General features: G+C 40.5%; 17 protein-coding genes and 2 pseudogenes. 9 read left to right on the top strand and 10 right to left on the bottom strand.

Features of this window, described 5'->3' with window-relative positions:
* Positions 1–130: 130 nt before the first annotated feature.
* Positions 131–574 carry an Rrf2 family transcriptional regulator gene (locus MWM02_RS09585; protein WP_064550484.1) on the bottom strand — a complete coding sequence of 148 codons (444 nt, stop codon included), beginning with the start codon at positions 572–574 and terminating at the stop codon, positions 131–133.
* Between the two features lie 166 nt (positions 575–740).
* On the opposite strand from MWM02_RS09585, the gene hmpA reads away from it, so the two are divergent.
* From hmpA to MWM02_RS09545, 8 genes are all read left to right on the top strand, one after another.
* Complete coding sequence (hmpA, locus tag MWM02_RS09580; RefSeq protein WP_244403555.1) at positions 741–1,973, top strand: NO-inducible flavohemoprotein; 1,233 nt, start codon at positions 741–743, stop codon at positions 1,971–1,973.
* A gap of 88 nt (positions 1,974–2,061) precedes the next feature.
* A complete protein-coding gene (gene msrA, locus MWM02_RS09575; RefSeq protein WP_064550482.1) occupies positions 2,062–3,033 on the top strand; it encodes a peptide-methionine (S)-S-oxide reductase MsrA in 972 nt (323 codons plus the stop codon).
* Between the two features lie 70 nt (positions 3,034–3,103).
* Positions 3,104–4,006, top strand: coding sequence for a formyltetrahydrofolate deformylase (purU, locus tag MWM02_RS09570; RefSeq protein WP_064550481.1), 903 nt, complete (start codon positions 3,104–3,106; stop codon positions 4,004–4,006).
* A gap of 156 nt (positions 4,007–4,162) precedes the next feature.
* Complete coding sequence (locus tag MWM02_RS09565; RefSeq protein ID WP_064550480.1) at positions 4,163–4,537, top strand: replication termination protein; 375 nt, start codon at positions 4,163–4,165, stop codon at positions 4,535–4,537.
* Positions 4,538–4,717: 180 nt separating this feature from the next.
* Positions 4,718–5,563, top strand: a complete 846-nt coding sequence (locus tag MWM02_RS09560; RefSeq protein WP_232509511.1) for an ATP-binding protein — start codon at positions 4,718–4,720, stop codon at positions 5,561–5,563.
* Between the two features lie 10 nt (positions 5,564–5,573).
* Positions 5,574–7,496, top strand: a complete 1,923-nt coding sequence (locus MWM02_RS09555) for a vWA domain-containing protein (protein ID WP_244403553.1) — start codon at positions 5,574–5,576, stop codon at positions 7,494–7,496.
* A gap of 17 nt (positions 7,497–7,513) precedes the next feature.
* Positions 7,514–8,752, top strand: coding sequence for a DHH family phosphoesterase (locus MWM02_RS09550; RefSeq protein ID WP_244403552.1), 1,239 nt, complete (start codon positions 7,514–7,516; stop codon positions 8,750–8,752).
* Positions 8,753–8,940: 188 nt separating this feature from the next.
* The gene (locus MWM02_RS09545; protein WP_064550476.1) at positions 8,941–9,135 is read left to right on the top strand and encodes a hypothetical protein; all 195 of its coding nucleotides are present in this window, start codon (positions 8,941–8,943) and stop codon (positions 9,133–9,135) included.
* An 855-nt stretch (positions 9,136–9,990) separates the two neighbouring features.
* Here the strand turns inward: MWM02_RS09545 and MWM02_RS09540 are convergent.
* The 6 genes and pseudogenes from MWM02_RS09540 to MWM02_RS09515 form a co-directional block, all read right to left on the bottom strand.
* Positions 9,991–10,692 carry a hypothetical protein gene (locus MWM02_RS09540; protein WP_233130415.1) on the bottom strand — a complete coding sequence of 234 codons (702 nt, stop codon included), beginning with the start codon at positions 10,690–10,692 and terminating at the stop codon, positions 9,991–9,993.
* Between the two features lie 89 nt (positions 10,693–10,781).
* Positions 10,782–12,185, bottom strand: a complete 1,404-nt coding sequence (locus MWM02_RS09535) for an alkaline phosphatase (RefSeq protein ID WP_275973753.1) — start codon at positions 12,183–12,185, stop codon at positions 10,782–10,784.
* Positions 12,186–12,700: 515 nt separating this feature from the next.
* Entirely contained in the window at positions 12,701–12,973 is a 273-nt protein-coding gene (locus MWM02_RS09530) for a hypothetical protein (protein WP_244403551.1), read from the bottom strand.
* A 430-nt stretch (positions 12,974–13,403) separates the two neighbouring features.
* Positions 13,404–13,930 (bottom strand): annotated as a pseudogene (locus tag MWM02_RS09525) (IS630 family transposase).
* The gene (locus tag MWM02_RS09520) at positions 13,921–14,475 is read right to left on the bottom strand and encodes a helix-turn-helix domain-containing protein (protein WP_244403550.1); all 555 of its coding nucleotides are present in this window, start codon (positions 14,473–14,475) and stop codon (positions 13,921–13,923) included. The pseudogene MWM02_RS09525 and the gene MWM02_RS09520 overlap by 10 nt, the downstream one beginning before the upstream one ends.
* A gap of 109 nt (positions 14,476–14,584) precedes the next feature.
* Positions 14,585–15,496 carry a LysR family transcriptional regulator gene (locus tag MWM02_RS09515; protein WP_244403549.1) on the bottom strand — a complete coding sequence of 304 codons (912 nt, stop codon included), beginning with the start codon at positions 15,494–15,496 and terminating at the stop codon, positions 14,585–14,587.
* Between the two features lie 138 nt (positions 15,497–15,634).
* Between MWM02_RS09515 and MWM02_RS09510 the strand changes: the two genes are divergently transcribed.
* The gene (locus MWM02_RS09510; RefSeq protein WP_244403548.1) at positions 15,635–16,795 is read left to right on the top strand and encodes an MFS transporter; all 1,161 of its coding nucleotides are present in this window, start codon (positions 15,635–15,637) and stop codon (positions 16,793–16,795) included.
* 364 nt (positions 16,796–17,159) lie between these two features.
* Here MWM02_RS09510 and MWM02_RS09505 read toward each other — a convergent pair whose 3' ends face one another.
* The 3 genes and pseudogenes from MWM02_RS09505 to MWM02_RS09495 all read right to left on the bottom strand — a co-directional run bounded on the left by MWM02_RS09505 (position 17,160) and on the right by MWM02_RS09495 (position 19,224).
* Positions 17,160–17,867: an SAM-dependent methyltransferase gene (locus MWM02_RS09505; RefSeq protein ID WP_244403547.1), complete on the bottom strand. Its 708-nt coding sequence runs from the start codon at positions 17,865–17,867 to the stop codon at positions 17,160–17,162.
* Between the two features lie 235 nt (positions 17,868–18,102).
* Positions 18,103–18,510 (bottom strand): GNAT family acetyltransferase, encoded by a 408-nt coding sequence (locus MWM02_RS09500; protein WP_244403546.1) that lies wholly within the window; start codon positions 18,508–18,510, stop codon positions 18,103–18,105.
* A gap of 137 nt (positions 18,511–18,647) precedes the next feature.
* Positions 18,648–19,224 (bottom strand): annotated as a pseudogene (locus MWM02_RS09495) (DJ-1/PfpI family protein).
* Positions 19,225–19,384 lie beyond the last annotated feature (160 nt).

The following is a 19,384-nucleotide window of genomic DNA, read 5'->3' as shown; positions in this document are numbered from 1 at the left end:
TTCTAATATTAATATATTTTGCGAAATGTGACAAATCCTGCGATGGAGCTGAACCAATTCCGCATTCTCACAGCGGCGTGTTGCATTTCGCCTTCAACAGCTATTTTTGAAAAGACGATTGCCTGCAAAGCTACCGCTTTTCTTCGCGAAAAATTGCCTGTAAGCTTTGTTTATTTGCAAGCAAATCAGACAGCGTATATGAATCCAACACGCGCAAAAACGCTTCTAACGCCTCATGCAGCACGCTTTTTAACTGGCAAACAGGGGTCAGAACACAATGATTGCCGTGGCTGGCGAAGCATTCCACAAGCGACAAGTTTTCTTCCGTTTCGCGGACGACAGTACCGATGCAAATCTCTTCCGGCTGTTTAGCGAGCCGAATGCCTCCGTTTCGCCCCCGTATCGTTTCAATATAGCCTAATTTTCCAAGTTCATACACGATTTTGCTTAAATGGTTTTCCGAAATCGAAAATGTTTTGGAAATTTCTTTAATGTTCGTTTTCGCACCAGGCTCAAGCGCTCCTAAAAAGAGAAGAACGCGCAAAGCGTATTCGGTATAGTTTGTCAGCTGCATTTGTTTCACACCTTTAAAAGCGGATTTCAATACGATTTTATCATAATAAATGTTGCAAAAAAAATGTGAACAATTTGTTAAAGATGTATTTAAAATATTGCTTTTAAAACACCGCTATGTTTCAATAAAGATGTATTTAAAATACATGTTTTGGAGGATAAGAGCAATGGGAACAACAACAGCATTAAGTCAAAAAACAATAGAAATTATAAAGTCTACGGTGCCAGTGCTTGAAAAACACGGCGAACAAATTACGAAACGGTTTTATCAATTAATGTTCACCAACCATCCAGAACTGCTTAATATTTTTAACCATGCCAACCAAAAACAAGGCCGTCAACAAAGAGCGCTTGCGGCAGCGGTTTACGCTGCGGCGAAACATATCGATCATTTAGAAATCATTTTGCCTGTCGTCCAACCAATCGCCCATAAGCATCGGAGCTTAGGAATCAAACCGGAGCATTACCCGATTGTCGGCAAACATTTGCTGCTTGCGATAAAAGATGTACTTCAAGAGGCAGCGACAGACGAAATCATCAACGCATGGGCGGAAGCGTATGAAGTAATCGCGAATGTATTTATTCAAGTGGAAGCACAATTGTATGAAGAAGCCGCATCCAAACGCGGGGGATGGAAAGATTTCCGCCGCTTCATCGTTCAGAAGAAGGTAAAAGAAAGCGATGTCATTACATCGTTTTATTTCATTCCTGAAGACGGCGGGGAAATTAGCGAATATTTGCCAGGGCAATATGTCAGTGTCAAAGTGTCTATTCCGGGGGAGAAATATACCCATATTCGCCAATACAGCTTATCCGATGCGCCTGGAAAAGGTTATTACCGCATTAGTGTGAAAAGGGAAGCGGCAACGGCAGACAAACCGGCCGGAATTGTATCCAACTATTTACACGATCATGTTCAAGAAGGGGACGTGCTTGAATTAAGCGCGCCAGCTGGTGTTTTCACGCTCGATATGACAAAAGAAACACCGGTCGTGTTCATCAGCGGTGGCGTGGGCATTACGCCGCTCTTCAGTATGGCCAGCACGGTTGTTTCGCGCCAGCCTAATCGCCAAACAACGTTTATCCATGCGGCAGTCAACGGAAACGTCCACGCGTTCGATCAAGAGTTGCGCCGCTTGGCAGAACATCCGGCATTTTCATATCACGTTTGTTATCAGTCTCCTTCTGTAGAAGACCGTAAACACCCTTATTTCGGGAAGGAAGGATTTATTGATTTGCCATGGATGCAAACGGTGATTCCGAACAAAGAGGCAGATTTCTACTTCTGCGGGCCGATTCCGTTTATGAAAACCGTCTATCGTTCCCTAAAAGAATGGGGCGTCGCCGATGAAAATATCCATTATGAATTTTTCGGACCAGCCGGTGATTTAACGAAGTAATAAATAATTGCATTAAAGGCACCTTTCCGTTTGGAGGAAGGTGCCTTATTTTGATATGATTAATAAGTAAGAAGGAGGGAAGTAATGGATGGGATACGAGTTGGCAACATTTGCAGGCGGTTGTTTTTGGTGCATGGTTTCGCCGTTTGAAGAGCAGCCGGGAATTATCCGTGTCATATCTGGGTATACCGGCGGCCATAAAGAAAACCCAACGTATGAAGAAGTATGTTCGAAAACAACGGGGCATTACGAAGCAGTGCAAATTACGTTTGACCCCGACGTGTTTCCATATGAGAAACTGCTTGACATCTACTGGCGGCAAATCGATCCGACCGATGACGGCGGACAGTTTCACGATCGCGGTCCGCAATATCGCACAGCGATTTTTTACCATAATGAAAAACAACGTCTTCTCGCTGAAAAATCGAAGCGGGAACTTGAAGAAAGCGGCCGTTTCTCGAAACCGATCGTGACGAAAATCTTGCCGGCATCTACGTTTTATCCAGCGGAGGAGTACCACCAAGATTACCATAAGAAAAATCCGCTCCGCTATAAATTGTACCGGATCGGTTCAGGGCGCGATGCGTTTTTGAAAGAGCATTGGCGCGACCCCGAGCGGGAAGCGATGCTGCGAAAAAAATTGACCCCGCTTCAATTTGAGGTAACGCAGCGTAACGGGACGGAGCCGCCGTTTGACAACCCGTATTGGAACAATACGCGGGAAGGAATTTATGTCGACATTGTCTCCGGCGAGCCGCTTTTCAGCACAAAAGACCAATATGACGCCGGCTGCGGCTGGCCAAGCTTTACAAAGCCGCTTCATCCAGAAAATATTAAAACAGAGCTCGATTTAAGCCACGGGATGATTCGGACGGAAGTGCGGAGCCGCAAAGCGGATTCCCACTTAGGTCACGTCTTTAACGACGGTCCGGAGCCAACTGGTCTCCGCTATTGCATTAATTCCGCCGCATTACGCTTTATTCCAAAAGAAGATTTAGAAAAAGAAGGATACGGGGAATATTTATCCTTATTTGCGGAAGACGATGCGGCAAATCAATAAAAAACGGTTGGCATTCCGACCGTTTTTTTATATGATGAAGGTTAAATAGATATACAGGAGGAAACAGTCTATGCAAACATTTCGCGAACATCGCTGGCAATCGTTTCTGCAAAACTATGAAAACCGGGCGCGTTTGTTAATTTCATGCCCGGACAAACCGGGTATTGTTGCAGCGGTAACATCGTTTTTATATGAACAAGGCGCAAATATTGTGGAATCAAGTCAATATTCCACCGATCCTGAAGGAGGCACCTTTTTCTTAAGAATCGAATTTGATTGTCCAAATATCGCGGCGCGAAAGCAAGAGATCGAATCCGCTTTTCGGCCGATCGCCGAGTCGTTTCATATGGATTGGCGCCTCCGCTTACATAACGATGTCAAACGAATCGCGATATTTGTCTCCAAAGCGGAACATTGTTTGCTCGAGTTACTGTGGCAGTGGCAAGCCGGCGAATTAATCGCCGATATTGCGCTTGTTGTAAGCAATCATGAATATCTCAAAAGCACAGTGGAATCGGTCGGCATTCCATATTTCTATATTCCAGTTACGAAAGAAACAAAAGCGGAAGCCGAGCAAAAACAAATTCAATTGCTTAAAAAACATGATGTTGACACGATTGTGCTCGCCCGCTACATGCAAATTTTATCGCCGGCATTTGTCGCCGAATTTCCAGGAAGAATCATTAATATCCACCATTCGTTTTTACCGGCGTTCGTCGGGGCAAGACCATACGAAAGGGCATATGAACGCGGCGTAAAGCTAATCGGCGCGACATCGCATTACGTCACCGACGATTTAGATGAAGGACCGATTATCGAGCAAGACGTCGCCCGCGTTGACCACCGCCACCATCCCGACGATTTAAAGCGAATAGGACGGATTATTGAAAAAACAGTGCTTGCCCGCGCGCTAAAATGGCATTTAGAAGATCGTGTCATCATCCACGAAAACAAAACGATTGTTTTTTATTAAACATGAGCAAAAAAGGAGGCAGACGCGCCTCCTTCTTCATTGAATCCTAATAAATCTATGTTCAAAATAAAGGATTGAAAATGAAAATTAGCAGGATTTCCAAACAACAAGTGGAATTAGTTATAATGAAGAAAAAGAAGAAAGAAGGGAGAATGCATGGGTGAAAAAAGAACGCCAAGCGGTTTTCTATTAAAACAGCGTGCGTTTTTAAAATTATATTTAATCACATTGACCGAACAAGAACGTTTATACGGGTTAAAAATATTAGACTTGCTGCGTCAGGAATTTAAGCCGTACGGCTACCGCCCGAATCACTCAGAAGTGTATAAAGCGCTGCATGACCTCATCGAAGACGGGATCTTGCAACAAGTGAAACGGAAAAAAGAAGGCATGAAATACCAAGAAGTCGTCTATTATCGTTTTGCCGATGGCGGGTATGAAAAAGCAAAGCTGTACAAACGGCAATTAAAAGCGGAATTGGATCGCTGCGCCGCGCTGATTCGTAAGGCGATTGAGGATAATTTCAGCTGACGGGGAGCAATATAAAACAATGGTGGCTCTCCGTTTTTCTCGCGTCTTATTTTACATAACATTTTTACAGTAAATATATAATCCTTTTTGCGCTAGAACAGGACATTTAGTAGAATAGTAACCGTAATGCAAAAAAAGAAAGGACGACAACAAGTGAAACTACCAGAGAAAATTGAACAAATGATTCAATATCGCAACCAGCTATTTTCTAACGATGAAGACGCCCATCTTATCGGAAAAGGCGGTTATACCGCTTCTGACGAGTCGATTATATATGATGCGATCATTGCGCTTGCGCTCGGGAAAAACATCTTGCTAAAGGGGCCGACGGGGGCCGGAAAAACGAAATTAGCGGAAACGCTGTCATCCATATTCGGCCAGCCGATGCATAGTGTGAACTGCTCCGTTGATTTAGATGCAGAAGCGCTGCTTGGCTTTAAAACGATCCAAAACCGTGGCGGAAAAGCGGAAATCGAGTTTGTTCCGGGTCCTGTCATCCAAGCAATGACAAAAGGGCATTTGTTATATATTGATGAAATCAACATGGCAAAGCCGGAAACATTGCCAATTTTAAACGGCGTCCTCGATTATCGCAAAATGATTACCAATCCATTTACCGGCGAAGTCGTCAAAGCAAAAGAAACGTTTGGTGTCATCGCTGCCATCAACGAAGGGTACGTTGGCACTGTGCCGCTCAATGAGGCGTTAAAAAACCGTTTTGTTGTCATCGATGTACCGTATATTCAAGGAGATACATTAAAATCCGTGCTGCTTGCGCAAACTACATTAACGGATGAAACGCTTATCGACCGCTTCGTCGCGTTATCCGCTGATTTAATTACACAAGTGAAAAATGGGCAGATTTCCGAAGAAGCCGCTTCGATTCGGGCGCTCATCGATACGTGCGATTTAGCCGTATATTTGCCGCCGCTTCGCGCTATTCAGCGCGGAATTATCGAAAAGCTTGAAGATGACCGAGAAAAAGCGGCGGTACGCAACATCGCGGAAACGTTGTTCGAAGAATGAGGGATGCAATATGGAACGGTTTATCCAATTTAACGATAAAAAGATTGATTCCTTTTTGTTTATGCAGCTTTCTGATTTGGCGAAAACGCTGGCGAAACATAGCGATTGGGAAATAGAGTTCGGCTTTCAATCTTATGTCGATTTTCCCAATCGAAAATTATATGTTAGCCACTTTTGGGACAACCGCCCAAAAGAAGAAAAAGAAAACGGCCTAAAAAGCGACGTCTGTTTGCGGGCGGTCGGGACGCTTTTCCATACCGATTTTTCTGAAGTCACCGCATTTCTCGGCAATATCAAAAACAGCTCGATCCCTAGTTTTGCCAAGCAGTTATTTGTACTAGCCGAAGATTTACGCCTTGAAGAGATTTGCAAAAGAGAACGTCCTGGCACGAAAAAGTGGTTTCGCATCCGCCGCGATGTATACCGCCGTTATTTTCAAAGCCAAGCGAACGCCAATTTGATAAGAAGCATGTATACAGATGCGTTGTTTTCTGTTGTCTATTTATTATTAACATCCGACTCACCGCTAGAGGACGTTCCGGCTATTCACGAGCCAATTGACCGGATGATGCCTTGGCTTCGCCAAACGCTTCCTCAGTTTTTTGACGCTGCTTCGACAAAAGACGTGGCCCATATCACGTCGATGATTGCCGAAGCGCTTGATGACGTATTAACCAGCGATATGTTAAACACGTATTTTTATTTGCCAGAGCAAAGTTATAACAACGTGGAGAAAATAGGGTTGACGCTGAAAGACTTAAAGCGAACCGACCCGCTGAATAATTGCGATATTTTGGATAAAGAAAAAGGCGGAGACGAAGATGTCCATGAACAAGAATTGCCTACGTGGCACCGCGAAACGAGCGACATGACAAAAAGTTTCTTGCGTTTCGAACTGGAGCAAGGCTCGCGGACCGATTTACTAGGAGAAGGGGAGCGTGAAGGCGAAGACGGAGATCAAGCGTTTGCGATTGTGCAAGGTTCCGCTCGAAAATCGAACCGGAACGACTATATAAAACAAAGCGCTTACGAACAAAAACGGGAAAGCAATCAAGCAGGCAGAGGGGATCGCTACGGAAAAGACAACCGGTATGCGGAAGCGATTTTTCTTCTTCCCGCTTCCCCTTCACCCCAACAAGTTGCTCAATATGAACAAAAGAAAGCTGATATTTTGTCATACCAAAAGAAATTAAAACAGATGATCGAAAAAACGTTGGAGCATCAAAAAACACTTCCGCGGACTGATTTGCATTTTGGCCGGCTGCATAAAAAACTGCTTCGCCTATGGACAGATGAGCAGCCGCGCCTATTTTACAAAAAACACCAGCCGTCTTCCCGCATTGATGCTGTCTTTACGCTGTTAGTCGATTGCTCGGCGTCGATGTATGACAAAATGGAGGAAACAAAACGAGGTGTTATCCTGTTTCATGAAGCGCTAAAAGCGTTGTTGGTGCCCCATCAAATCGTTGGATTTTGGGAAGATCCGAACGAGGCAACAGAAACGAAACAGCCAAATTATTTTCAAACGGTGATTTCATTCGCGCAATCACGAAAAAAAGAAAGCGGCCCAGCAATCATGCAGCTGGAGGCGCAAGAAGATAACCGCGACGGATTTGCGATCCGCGTCATGACAGAGCAGCTTCTTAAGCGGCCGGAAAAGCAAAAATTTTTATTAGTTTTTTCCGACGGGGAACCAGCAGCACTTGGCTATGAACAAAACGGCATCATCAATACGCATGAGGCAGTATTAGAAGCCCGCAAACATCATATCGAAGTGATTAACGTCTTTTTGGCCAACGGGGAAATTGACGAAGGGCAGAGGGAGACGGTGCAAAATATTTATGGAAAACATAGCATTGTTGTTCCAAATGTAGAACAGCTTCCGGATTTTCTCTTCCCGTTATTAAAAAAGCTATTGTACAAAAGTTTATGAAAAAGGATGGATTGGCGATGATCAAACTGTTTACGGATAGTGATTTAGACGGAATCGGATGCGGATTGTTAGCGAAAATCGCGTTTGAACAAGTAAACATATCCTTTTGCTCCTACCGTAATTTAGACGAACGAGTGAAACAATTTATGGAAGATGAACAGCATAATGAAGCAAGCATTTTTATTACCGATTTAGCGGTCGGCGAAGAAGTGGAAAAAAAGCTGGCAGAATGGTTTGAGGCGGGAAAACACGTTCAAGTCATCGACCATCACGTCACCGCCCTCCATTTCAATAAGTATCCTTGGGGGTGGGTGCAACCGGCGGATGAACAGGGAAGGAAAACGTGCGCAACCTCGCTGTTTTACGAATATTTAATCCGCACGCAAAAACTCGAACGAAATGAAACGCTCGATGAATTTGTCGAACTCGTCCGCCAATACGATACGTGGGAATGGGAAGCAACGGGCAACATGCGTGCAAAGCGGCTAAACGATTTGCTGACGATTTTAGGCTTGGATGAATTTTGGGATCGCATGAGTGAACGATTAATGGAAGGTGGTCCCTTTGCGTTAACGGAAACAGAAGAACTTATTTTGGATATGGAAGAAAAGAAAATCCAGCGCTACATCCGCATGAAGCAAAAGCAGCTTGTCCAGCGCTGGTTTGATGATTACTGTGTCGGCATCGTCTTTGCTGAACGGCATATGTCTGAATTGGGGAATGCCTTATCCAAGCGCTGCCCACATTTGGATTTTATCGCAATGGTGAACCTTGGCACAAAACACATTGGATTTCGGACAATTCACGACACAGTGAATGTCGCGGAGTTTGCGAAACAGTTCGGTGGAGGCGGCCATCCAAAAGCATCCGGATGCTTTGTCGATGAAAAAACGTTCCCGCTTTTCGTGGTAGACGTTTTCCCGCTGCCGCCGATATATCATGATGCGGAGCAGAACCAGCTTAACACGAAAACACAAAAAGAAGGATTCTTTTTTACCAACAATCAGGGGCAATGGTTTTTCTTCCTTCCAAACAATGAAAATTGGCTTGTTTATTATGAAGAAAAAGAAAAACAATTTTCCAGCCAAGAAGAGGCGGAACGGTTTATCAAGCGCCAGTTTGCAGCGGGATTGGCGGACGATCAAGCGGTGATCGATTACTTGCAACAACAGTTGTCCATGGAAAAAGAAACGATTGCAAATGAGTATGTGAATGTCTTGCAACAATACAAACTGCAAAACCGATACCAAAAATAGGTGTCGGTTTTTTGACATTTTTACGTAACTTCTGTCATACTATATCAAACTGATAAGCAATTTTTTTGATTATTTAAGAACAATAAACCATATTACAGATTTTCAGAAAATGTTAACATAATTGTAACAGTTAAAATGTTTAATTGACACAGATTTATATTATAATTATGAATGGGGAGGTGAAAAATATGAAACAGTATGTTTTTTCTTTTTACACAGACCAGACGAAACCAGTCGTGTGGGAAGAAACCATTTTGGCGTCTGGCATGATGGAAGCCTTTTCAAAAGTAAAGGCGCTCATGAAAAAATATAAACGAGAGAAAGGTGTACCAATCCGCGTTCAATACAAAGGAGTTTTATATCGTTATACAGATATTGCGTAACAAACATGGAAGGATGGTACGATGTGTTTCTTCATAATGTATCACAATTGGTAACATGCAGCGGTTCGCCAACATCAAAGCAGCCGCTGCATGTTTTATTATTATTTCCAGTATATACTTGATTATTGAAATAAAATCTATTATTTTCCAGTTGCTCGGAAGTAAAAAAGAGATTGTACCAAATCACCGAAGACCGCCGATAATACTGATAACGGATATGGGATAAAAAACATCCGCAAAAACAGTTATATTTATACATAAAAAAAGCGATTAACGCTTTTTTAATTCCGGAACAAGGCTTTCAGAGCTCAATTAAAACAAAATGCTGTTAGCTGTAATTTTGCTTATCATTAAATTAAATTTTGAAATACAACAAACACACAAATATATCTAGTTCGAATTTGAATCTTTGAATCATTGTTTTTATTTTTGTCTCAATATATCTAGTTTACTTATTTTTTGAAACATATTTTTTAAAACTTCCTATAATTTATATTATGTAAACTTAAATCCAAAAAATATAAAGTAGTTATTGGCTACTTAACCTCCCTTTCTTCTTTAAATTCTTCGCTAAATGATTTGTCACGCTTTAACCATTTTGCGTTTTAAACATAATCCTTTATCATGATAAATCCAGTCGAAAATTCCTTAATGGTTTTTCTGCCGCTCATATATAAACGAATATGTTTTTCGTTTTTGGTTAAGTACACTTCAAATCCTCGAGCTTTTAAATGATTCTCTAATACCGCCAAAAATCCAAAGCTTCAACCAAGCTGTTTCTGCATCTGTAATCGCCTGTTTCGTAGCCTTGATGCCTCTGTTGAAGATTGGTGTTCATGGTAGTAAGGAATTCATTTAAAATTCCAATCTTATTTCTTTTGCTTTACTGATGATTTTCTTGTTTGGGTCAACGACGTCGCTCGTAATCATTTTCACCCATTGCACATCTTCCCCGTTCGGCTCTTTTAGAATAAACCCTAGATTACCTTGTTTCGTGCCGTTTCCTTCAATTTCCCCATGTAAGTTTTCAAGATAAATATCTTTTTCCCAATCAAACTTCTCGCCTGTGCTTGATTCCAATAAAGCTACCGGCGCGAAATTTACTTTCTGTGAAGATGTATTTTTGATCTCTACGAATACTTTGATAAAGTCGAACTGTTCCTCATGCGTTAAGGCGTGAAAATAATCAATAAGGCTGTAATCAGGAATTAAATGAATCACTTTCACGTCTTTAACTGTAAGTTGAATTGGTCCAACATTGTATGTCTTGTTTACGATTTTTATTTTCTTTAAAGTAGCTTCTCCCTTTTCATCTACATAATAATCACCTGGTCTTTGTAAATTCTGGTCATCTGTTACCTGCGGGTTTGAAATATATTCGTTTGTCTCTTTTGGTAGCTTATCTTGCTTTGTATCTTTGGTCGACTTATCCATTAGTTCGTTTTTTGTTTGCTGTTGAGTATCTGAATGAGGAGCCTTGTTTCCGTGATCTATATGTTGGCCGCATCCGACAAGCAAAGTTATCAGACTTGTAAGCAAAAATAGTTTTTTCATCATCGTTTGAACCTCCATATGCATATCAAAAAAGTTCCCGTTGCTTGAGTGGGCAACGGGATGGGTGTTCTTTTTCAATACTTTTTTGATCACTACTTATCTTCAATGACAATGTTTTGTTTTCCTTTTCCTAAAATATCAAAGATGATTTTGGCATGATCCGTGTTCTCTATTTGTCCAACGAAACGTTCACTTCCCGAACCATATGCATAAACAGGAACGTCTTCCCCGGTATGGCCGCTTGTTGTCCAGCCAGTATGTGAACGTTTGTCAAAAATATGTTCGATCGCATCATCGACTCTTTTTACACCTTTATCCTTGTCCGCTTTCCCTTGTTCAGCGGCATCTTTCACAGATTGTATTTCTTCAGCTGTCAATTCCAAATCGATATACTTTTTCAACGTCTCTTCAACATCGGCGCCATTGGCAATCTCTTGTGCCATAAAGTCGGGCGTGCGTTTTGCCGCTTTAATTGGCGCACCGAACCAATTATAAATGCCGTCTGCTCCAATGGAGTAACCACCGGTAGAGTGGTCAGCTGTAGCGATAACAAGCGTATGCTTGTCCTTTTTTGCAAACTCTATAGCCGCTTTGAATGCTTTTTCAAAATCCTCCATTTCACTCATCGCAGAAACAATATCGTTGTCGTGTCCCGCCCAGTCAATCTGGCTTCCTTCCACCATCAAGAAGAAACCATCTTTATCTTTGCTTAAACGCTTAATCGCCGATTTTGTCATTTCTTCCAGGGAAGGAATGTCTTCAGTTCGGTCGATCATTTTCGGAAGTCCTCTTGCCGCAAACAAACCAAGAACTTGTTCGTTTTGATCTTTTAATAATTCATTGCGATTCGTCACATAGCTGTATCCGTCTTTTTTGAATTCTTCCACAAGGTTACGATCCTCACGGATAAATAGATCGGTTCCTCCCCCTAGCAAAACATCGACTTTATGCTCGCCATTGATTAATTCATCATAGTAGTCATTGGCAATAGCATTCATATTTTTACGATGTTCATCATGAGCACCGAATGCTGCAGGAGTTGCGTGTGTAATTTCAGAAGTGGCTACAAGACCAGTTGCTTTACCTGCTGCTTTTGCAGCTTCAAGTACGGTTTTTACTTCTGAACCATCATTATCCACAGCAATGGCTGCATTATATGTTTTAATTCCAGCTGCCATCGCTGTCGCAGCGGAAGCAGAATCAGTTATATTTTCTGCAGGGTCTTCAGGATAAGTCATCTGTTGACCGACAAGATATTTGTCAAACTCTGTTCGCTCAACGAATTTTGTGTTTGGGTTGTCTTTTAAATAACGATATGCGGAAGTATAAGATACACCCATTCCGTCACCAATCATAAAAATGATATTTTTTACTTTTCCATGGTCATGATCTTTCTTTTCTTTTGCATCTGTTTCTGTGACGCTTCCCATTCCTAATAAACTTCCTAAAGCAATGGTAGAAACAACTGCCAAGGGTAAGATTTTTTTTCTGAACAATTTTAAACCCTCCTCAAAAATTTTCAAGAACAATTGTATTGGAGAAATGTTAAGTCTTGTTTAATCGAGTTTAATAATTGTGTAAAAAAGGGAATAATAGGAATTTTGAATCACAAAAGGATTTCTTTTACTTGGTCTTACCCCTGTCAAGTAGACAAAATAAAATATCGAAATTTTTTATTTTACCAGATGGAAATATGAATTTTAACATGTGAATTTGCAAGGTGACAGTTCAGTTGGTGATTTCCATGAGTTTTCTTATGGCTGATAGTTAATTCCTAAGCCAAACCAAATCATTCCCATACAAGAAACGATTAGGATGAAGTGAAGGATGCCGCCTAAATAGGAGTGGAATCCATCTTCTTTTAGGAGGCCAAGCAAGCATATGAGCATTCCGAACAATGAAATCCAAATGAAACTGATATCAAAAACAGGGATCTCCGCTATATTTACGTATGAAAAAAGCACCGTAGTTTTAAAGCCTACAGTGCTTAAATATAACTGATTAAGCGTTGTTACATCATATGATTGTTCATATGCCCTTGTTTCATCATTTGTTGATTCATTCTGTCATAATTCATCATATGTTCCATCACTTTATCTCCATTATTTCGACACTGTTCATACATTTTTTGTAATTGTTCCTCTGATAAATTTGGATGCATTTGTTTCATCATTGGTAACATTTCTTTCCAATCCTTATTGTCATTTTTATTTACTGCAAAAACAGCTGTAGCTAGCACAAAAGCTGAAACAAGTACGAACAACCCTGAAATAAGTTTTTTCATTTTCAACACCTCCATCTTTTTCTGGTTTTAGAATAAAGGAGAAGTATGGAGAAAGTGTTCATAAAAATTTACAAATTTTTGTCGTGGGTTATCATTTAGGTAATTAGATATTTTCAAAAACCGGTTAGAATTTCTAATGGCTCTGTCATCATAATCATACTTTGTGCTTACATGTTTCTCTAAGGAATATCAATCATTATAAATTAACTTCTTGTAGAAGTCAGGCGTGATTGCACGAGAATAATTTAAAAAACTGTGTTGCTAGTTGGAGGCATAATTTTGTTACGTTCAAACAGTTTCCTCTTTTTCTATGCGATCACGACATGTGGAAAATACATAATTAACTACCGTTCATTATCATTTAACATCACGAGTTCTCTTATGTAATTTTCTTTGGTTTGGTTAGATCGATTATTTATATAGATTCAGATTAATTTTCCGACATAGCTATCTGTCCGATACGTTGAAGTACTTTTTCAGGAAATTGAGCGAGATAATCCAAGAACGAAACAATCGATTCTCGCAACTCTTTTCGATTAGCATGAAACCGATTGGCAATCACACTTTCTTTCAGCCATCCCCAAATTCGTTCGACCAAATTTAAATTCGGCGAATACGGGGGTAAGAATACCAAAGTCAACCGTTCTTCGTGCTCATGGAAAAAAAGCTGAAGAACTTTGGCGCGATGAATTTTTGCGTTATCTAAGACCCTCACGACATGTTTGTCTGGATACTGGTCCAATGTGTATTGGAGAAATTGCAGAAAAGCATGCGCATTGCATTGATTCGTTTCCATACGAGAAATTCACCCGTTTCGATATTCACACCACCTAATAACCTAACGGTCGCGTGATGCCCATACGTAGGGATTTGTTTTTGGCGCCCTTTGATACTCCATGTGGCACGAAGAGCTTGGTAGTCCCGAATGTGGCTTTCATCTTCATAAATTATGACCATGTTGTCGGACAAGTTTTTTTTATGAGTTCCATCTCCTGTTGAAACTCTTTTTGTTTTTGAGGATTGGCCCGTTTGAGGGTATACGTAGGGCGTGTATAACGAAATCCCCATCGATGGAGCATATCACAAATCCCGCCACGGGACATGGTAACGGAGAATTTCTCTTCTAATACATGTTGAATGATTCGTGTATTCCAGCCCGTTTCGATGCCGTATCCTTCATCGGCAGGGGTGCTTTCTTCCAGCATCTTTCTTAATTCGCGTTCTTCGTCCGGAGACAGATACGGCTTTCTGCCCGGGGCATAATGGCGTTCTAATAGCGCATCCATGCCACCTTGATTAAACTTTTGAACGTAAATCGAAACGGTTTCGCGATGGAGGTTCAAAAGCTCAGCGACTTGGATTCCTAAGTAGCCTTGTATAATGAGACGAATCGCTGCAATTCGTTTCGCCATGTTGGCATTTTTCATTCTGCGTTCCTGTTCTTGAAGACGTTCGATGGTCCAACCATGATCGTTCGTAATTTGTAATCCTTTTTTCTTCATTCTTCATCCGCTCCTTTGATTGACTCGTTTAGGAGCAGTATAGACAAGAATACAGGTTGATTAAACGTGTCGGAATTTCAAACTGAATTTATATAAAAAGAGATCATTTTCAATTATGCTGATTAAAAAGTGGGATGACAGATCTTTTCATTAGATCAATAAACGCATGTACAGTTGGTGATAGATTGTCACTTTTCCAAGCAAGGGCCGTCGTAGTGGTAAATGGGTTATTCTGAATGTCACGATAAACAACTTTATTTTTGAATACATATTGTATCGAAGCTGGTACAAGAGCTACGCCCATTCCTGCTGAAACAAGAGAGATGACAGTAGGTAATTCTTGTGTTTCTTGCACTACCTTTGGATAGAATCCTGCCTGATAACAACCATTCATCACTGTATCATAATGGCTTTGATTTGCCTTTCTTCCCGTTAAAATGAATGGATCGTTGGATAAATCCATAAGATCAATTGGGGATGTTTCGGAAGCTAAAGGATGATCCTTTGGTAAAGCAACCACCATTGGTTCTTGTCGAATCACTTCAACCTGAATGGTGTCATTTTTTATTTTTATAGGATGGCAAAGTATTCCTACATCAATATGGCCTTCGTGTAAAGCTTTCACTTGTTCCGCTGTTGTTAACTGTTGCAAATCTATATGAATATTAGGGTATTCCTTTCGATAGTGCTCTATAATGGTTGGAAGAATATCATAGGCTGCTGAGGCTATGAAACCGATCGCTATTTCCCCAGCCTCCCCACGGTTTATCATTCTTACTGTTTCGATTGCTTCCTCTAGATTCTTCAAAATCTGATAAGCTTTTTCTAAAAACACTTGTCCTTCTTTTGTTAACTCTACCTTCCTTTTCGTTCGATGGAAAAGAGGCACCCCTATTTCTTCTTCTAATTGGCGAATTTGAAGACTTAATGGTGGCTGTGCCATGTTTAAACGAGCTGCCGCTTTACCAAAATGTAATTCTTCAGCTACTGTTATGAAATATTTCAAATGACGCAGTTCCAACGCGTTGCCTCCCTTTTTAATACTTATTATATATTAATACCGATATAAATATATATTAGACATATTACAATGAGTTTTGTAAAGTGGAAATAGAAGAGCTCTTCCATAACAAATGATTCGGTAAAAATGGAGGTTATCATGCGAAAAGTTCTTCTCCTCACGATAGGCATGTTCGCTCTTGGGTTTGATGCCTATGTGATTGCTGGTTTATTGCCGAATATAGGGGCAACGTTCAAAATAAGCGCTTCGCAAACGGGGCAAGCAGTAAGTGTCTTCACCCTTTGTTATGCACTGGCAGCTCCAATTTTTGCGACATTGTTGGCTGGAAAGCCAATGCGGAGGATTTTAGTGCTGGCACTTGCTGTATTCTCAGTAGGCAATGGAGCTAGTGCACTAGCTTCGAGTTTCTCCATGCTGCTTATGGCTCGTGCAATTGCAGGCATCGGAGCCGGGCTTTATTCCCCGTTGGCCGCTGCAGCTGCCGCATCCCTTGTTTCCAAAAAGAAACGCGGCCGCGCTCTTAGTATGACGCTAGGTGGCATGAGCACGGGAACGGTCATAGGGGTTCCACTTGGATTGATCATTGCTGAACATCTAGATTGGCACGCAACTCTCTGGTTCATCACCGCACTAGGTCTTATCGCCATGGTAGGAATTGTCATATGGTTTCCAAATTTTCCAGCTTCGGCGCCACCTTCATTACGCCAACGTGTTGCCATGATGACCAATGGGCGGGTTGCAGCAATTGTTGGCATCACTTTTATGACCAGTGTTGCCAGTTTGGGTCTATATACATACATCGCAACCATTTTGGATAATCTGGCAGGCATTCCTATCATTACACCTTATCTTTGGGCATGGGGCATTGGTGGCGTATTTGGGAGCTTTTCCATTGGAACTCTGATTGATCGAACGGGACGACCAGATTTGCTCATGGCTGGCATTTTAGCCATAATGGCTTTAGCCATGTTCAGCTTACCATTCACACTTTCATTTCCGATGCTATCATTCCTGCCTTTTATCCTATGGGGAGCGATGGGGTGGGCCTCGCAGGCTCCGCAACAACATGAATTATTTCGCTTACAACCTAATCACGGCGCAGCTGTCGTTGCGTTAAACAGTTCCGCTAATTATTTAGGCAGTGCGATAGGTTCCGCACTTGGGGGGATGGTGATGCTAGCCGGATTGTCACCTTCCCGACTTCCGTTTGCTGCCGGTTGTCTAATATTAGTGGCCTTACTGGGACAATGGAGGATTGTGTCATCAAAAGAAAGCGTGGGCAAGCGAGAAAAAACATGAAAAATCAAATGAAATAAAGACTATCTCGAAATTTGGCAAAAACATAATATGGATCACCTTTATACTCAATCGGTGTCAAAAATAAACAATGAAATTTCGCTGAGACTTGGATATACAAAAGAAACCCCGAGTGGTCTTTTCAAGACCGCTTGGAGTTTTTTCTTAATAAAAGGCTACCCTGAAAATAAACGGTATACAAAGATATGAACCTGATAGTATGGACGAAACAGCTTATTTTAATGCATCGTTGTACCAAAAAATTGGCATGAGTGTCTCTGTCAATGTTTAATGTTGATTTTGTAAAGTATAAAACTGAGGGTGTCCCAAAAGCAATCCCTTTCAGGACACCCCCTTTTAGTTATTTTCACCTCATAATTTTTAACATAGTATTGGTGTTCTTTTGAAATTCATAAGGAACTTTAATTTCTTCTGTCATCCATCCTAAATTGTGTATATCACGGATTAGTTCATCCAAGTATTTATATCTCTCACAAGCAAAGTTAGTTGTAGGAAAAATCCTTATTTCATCTTTGGTTACACGCATAAGTTCTTTTATAGTCTGTAAATGAAATTCATAGTCCAGTTTATCTTCATAAAGAAATAGAAAATTTGCTGAAAGTGTCAAGTCAAACTGCTTATCATCAAACGGTAAGGTCGGTAAAACGGCAGGAATGTAACGATTTTTATTCCGTTTCATGTCTGAGATACATTGATTCATTGCTTGTGTTCTTATCTGTTTCAACTCATCAACTGATTTAAAATAATCCCACAAAAAATTTTTTTGAATATCAGCCCTTTCCATGTTAGACATGGTGGTTTCAATATCTTGTAAACCTTTTTGCTCTAATTGTTCAATAGGAAGATAATAAGCAATATCACATGCTGTAACATCCATTCCAAGTTGATTGGATACTGCCGTAAAGGAACATGCTCCAGCAGGGCAATCAAGAATCTTACGCCCCACTAATTCTTCTTTGGTAAGGCCAAACATCCGCATGTATTCATCCCAAATCCTACCAATAAAGACAATGCGATTCAAACCCCACTTGTTAACTGACTCAACTTTACTCATCTCCACTCACCTTTCTTAAACTAATCTGAACTAAGCTTTATAAATAAATATACCAAATATACAAAAGATGGAAGTTCATTCGTTCTTCCATGGAAGTTGAACAAGAACATTTTTTATATTATTTTCTTATCTTGCAAAAAAGCTTGTGGAATTTTTCCTCAAACTTTTAAAGTCATTGCCACTATTCAACTACAGAACCCCATTAGCGGAATAAACATACTTTCACAAAAGATAACTAAATCCACTTTTCCATGAATATTAACTCATTCGTTTTAAAACCCAATTTTTCATAAAATCCTTGAACTTTACAATTATCCTTCTCAATCAATAGATTTACTTTCTCACACCCAAGTTTCTTAAACCGTTTTTCAAGTTCCATCATGATTTCCTTGCCTATATTTCGCCCTTGATATTCTGGGTCAACAGCTAAATGATTTATCCATCCTCTTCTACCATCGTAACAACCCATTACTGCACCTATAATTCGTCCATCTTCCTCTACCACAAAAAACAATTCAGGATCTCTTTTTAATTTTTTTTCAAATCCTTTTATCGTATCAGAACGTGATAAAATTAAACCTGCTCTTTTCCATAAATCAATTACTGAATCAAAATCATTCAATGTAAAGTCACGATATTTCATAAAACATTCATCCCCTTTTTTAGATAAGTATATAAATTCAACTAATCAGAATGATGGTATTATTGAATGTTACTACCCGTTAGTTTAGTACAACAAAAAGGCTTTACTCCTTATTGAAGTTTGAAATAAATCATCCGTTAGCTCAATAACTTATTAAAAGTTAAACCTTGACCAACAGGCTGAATCGAATTTAATACCGCATGTCTAACTTTCTTACTAACTAACCTTTCAATAAACCAGCCAACTAAATCTTGAGCAGCAAGGCAACCAGCTGCGGTTGCAATATTACCTTCAACCACAAATGATTCTTCAACAACGTTAACATTAAACTTTTCTAATTCCTTTTTTGCTGTTGGATAAGTGGTTGCAGTCTTACCGTCTAATAAACCAAGAGCTGCTATGATGAGAGCTCCTGAACACATAAGAACCTATTAATTGCTCCGAACTATTTAATTTAAGTCTTTTGAGGTAATTTTCATCTTTATAAAGCTTCCTTGTTCCCGGACCACTCGCAAACAGAATGGCATCTGCATTTCCTAATTCATCAATTTTAGAGTGGACTGGTACTGTCAAGCCTGTTACAGACCGATGAAAATCTTTCGTTCCGTAAATTTTGACGGTCCATCCACGTTCTTTAACGCGATTTAATAAATCCCAAGGCAAAAACACATCAATATCGGTAAAATCATCAAAAGCTACAATTGCAATTTCCATTAAATACCCTCCTCTAAATCTTAATCCTTTTACTTAATCAACCTGTCCTGTGAGACAGACATAAAGCGATCTTCACCACAGATGATGGAAGTTGAATAAGAAAATCAACATTGTTCTTTAACAAAGCTTAGAGGGAAAATGACTTTCTTGACTCCACTGA

Source organism: Parageobacillus sp. KH3-4 (assembly GCF_022846435.1).
GTDB classification, from domain to species: Bacteria; Bacillota; Bacilli; order Bacillales; family Anoxybacillaceae; genus Parageobacillus; species Parageobacillus thermoglucosidasius_A.
The sequence above is the reverse complement of the archived record's forward strand: the minus strand, read 5'-3'. Positions and strand labels throughout refer to the sequence as shown.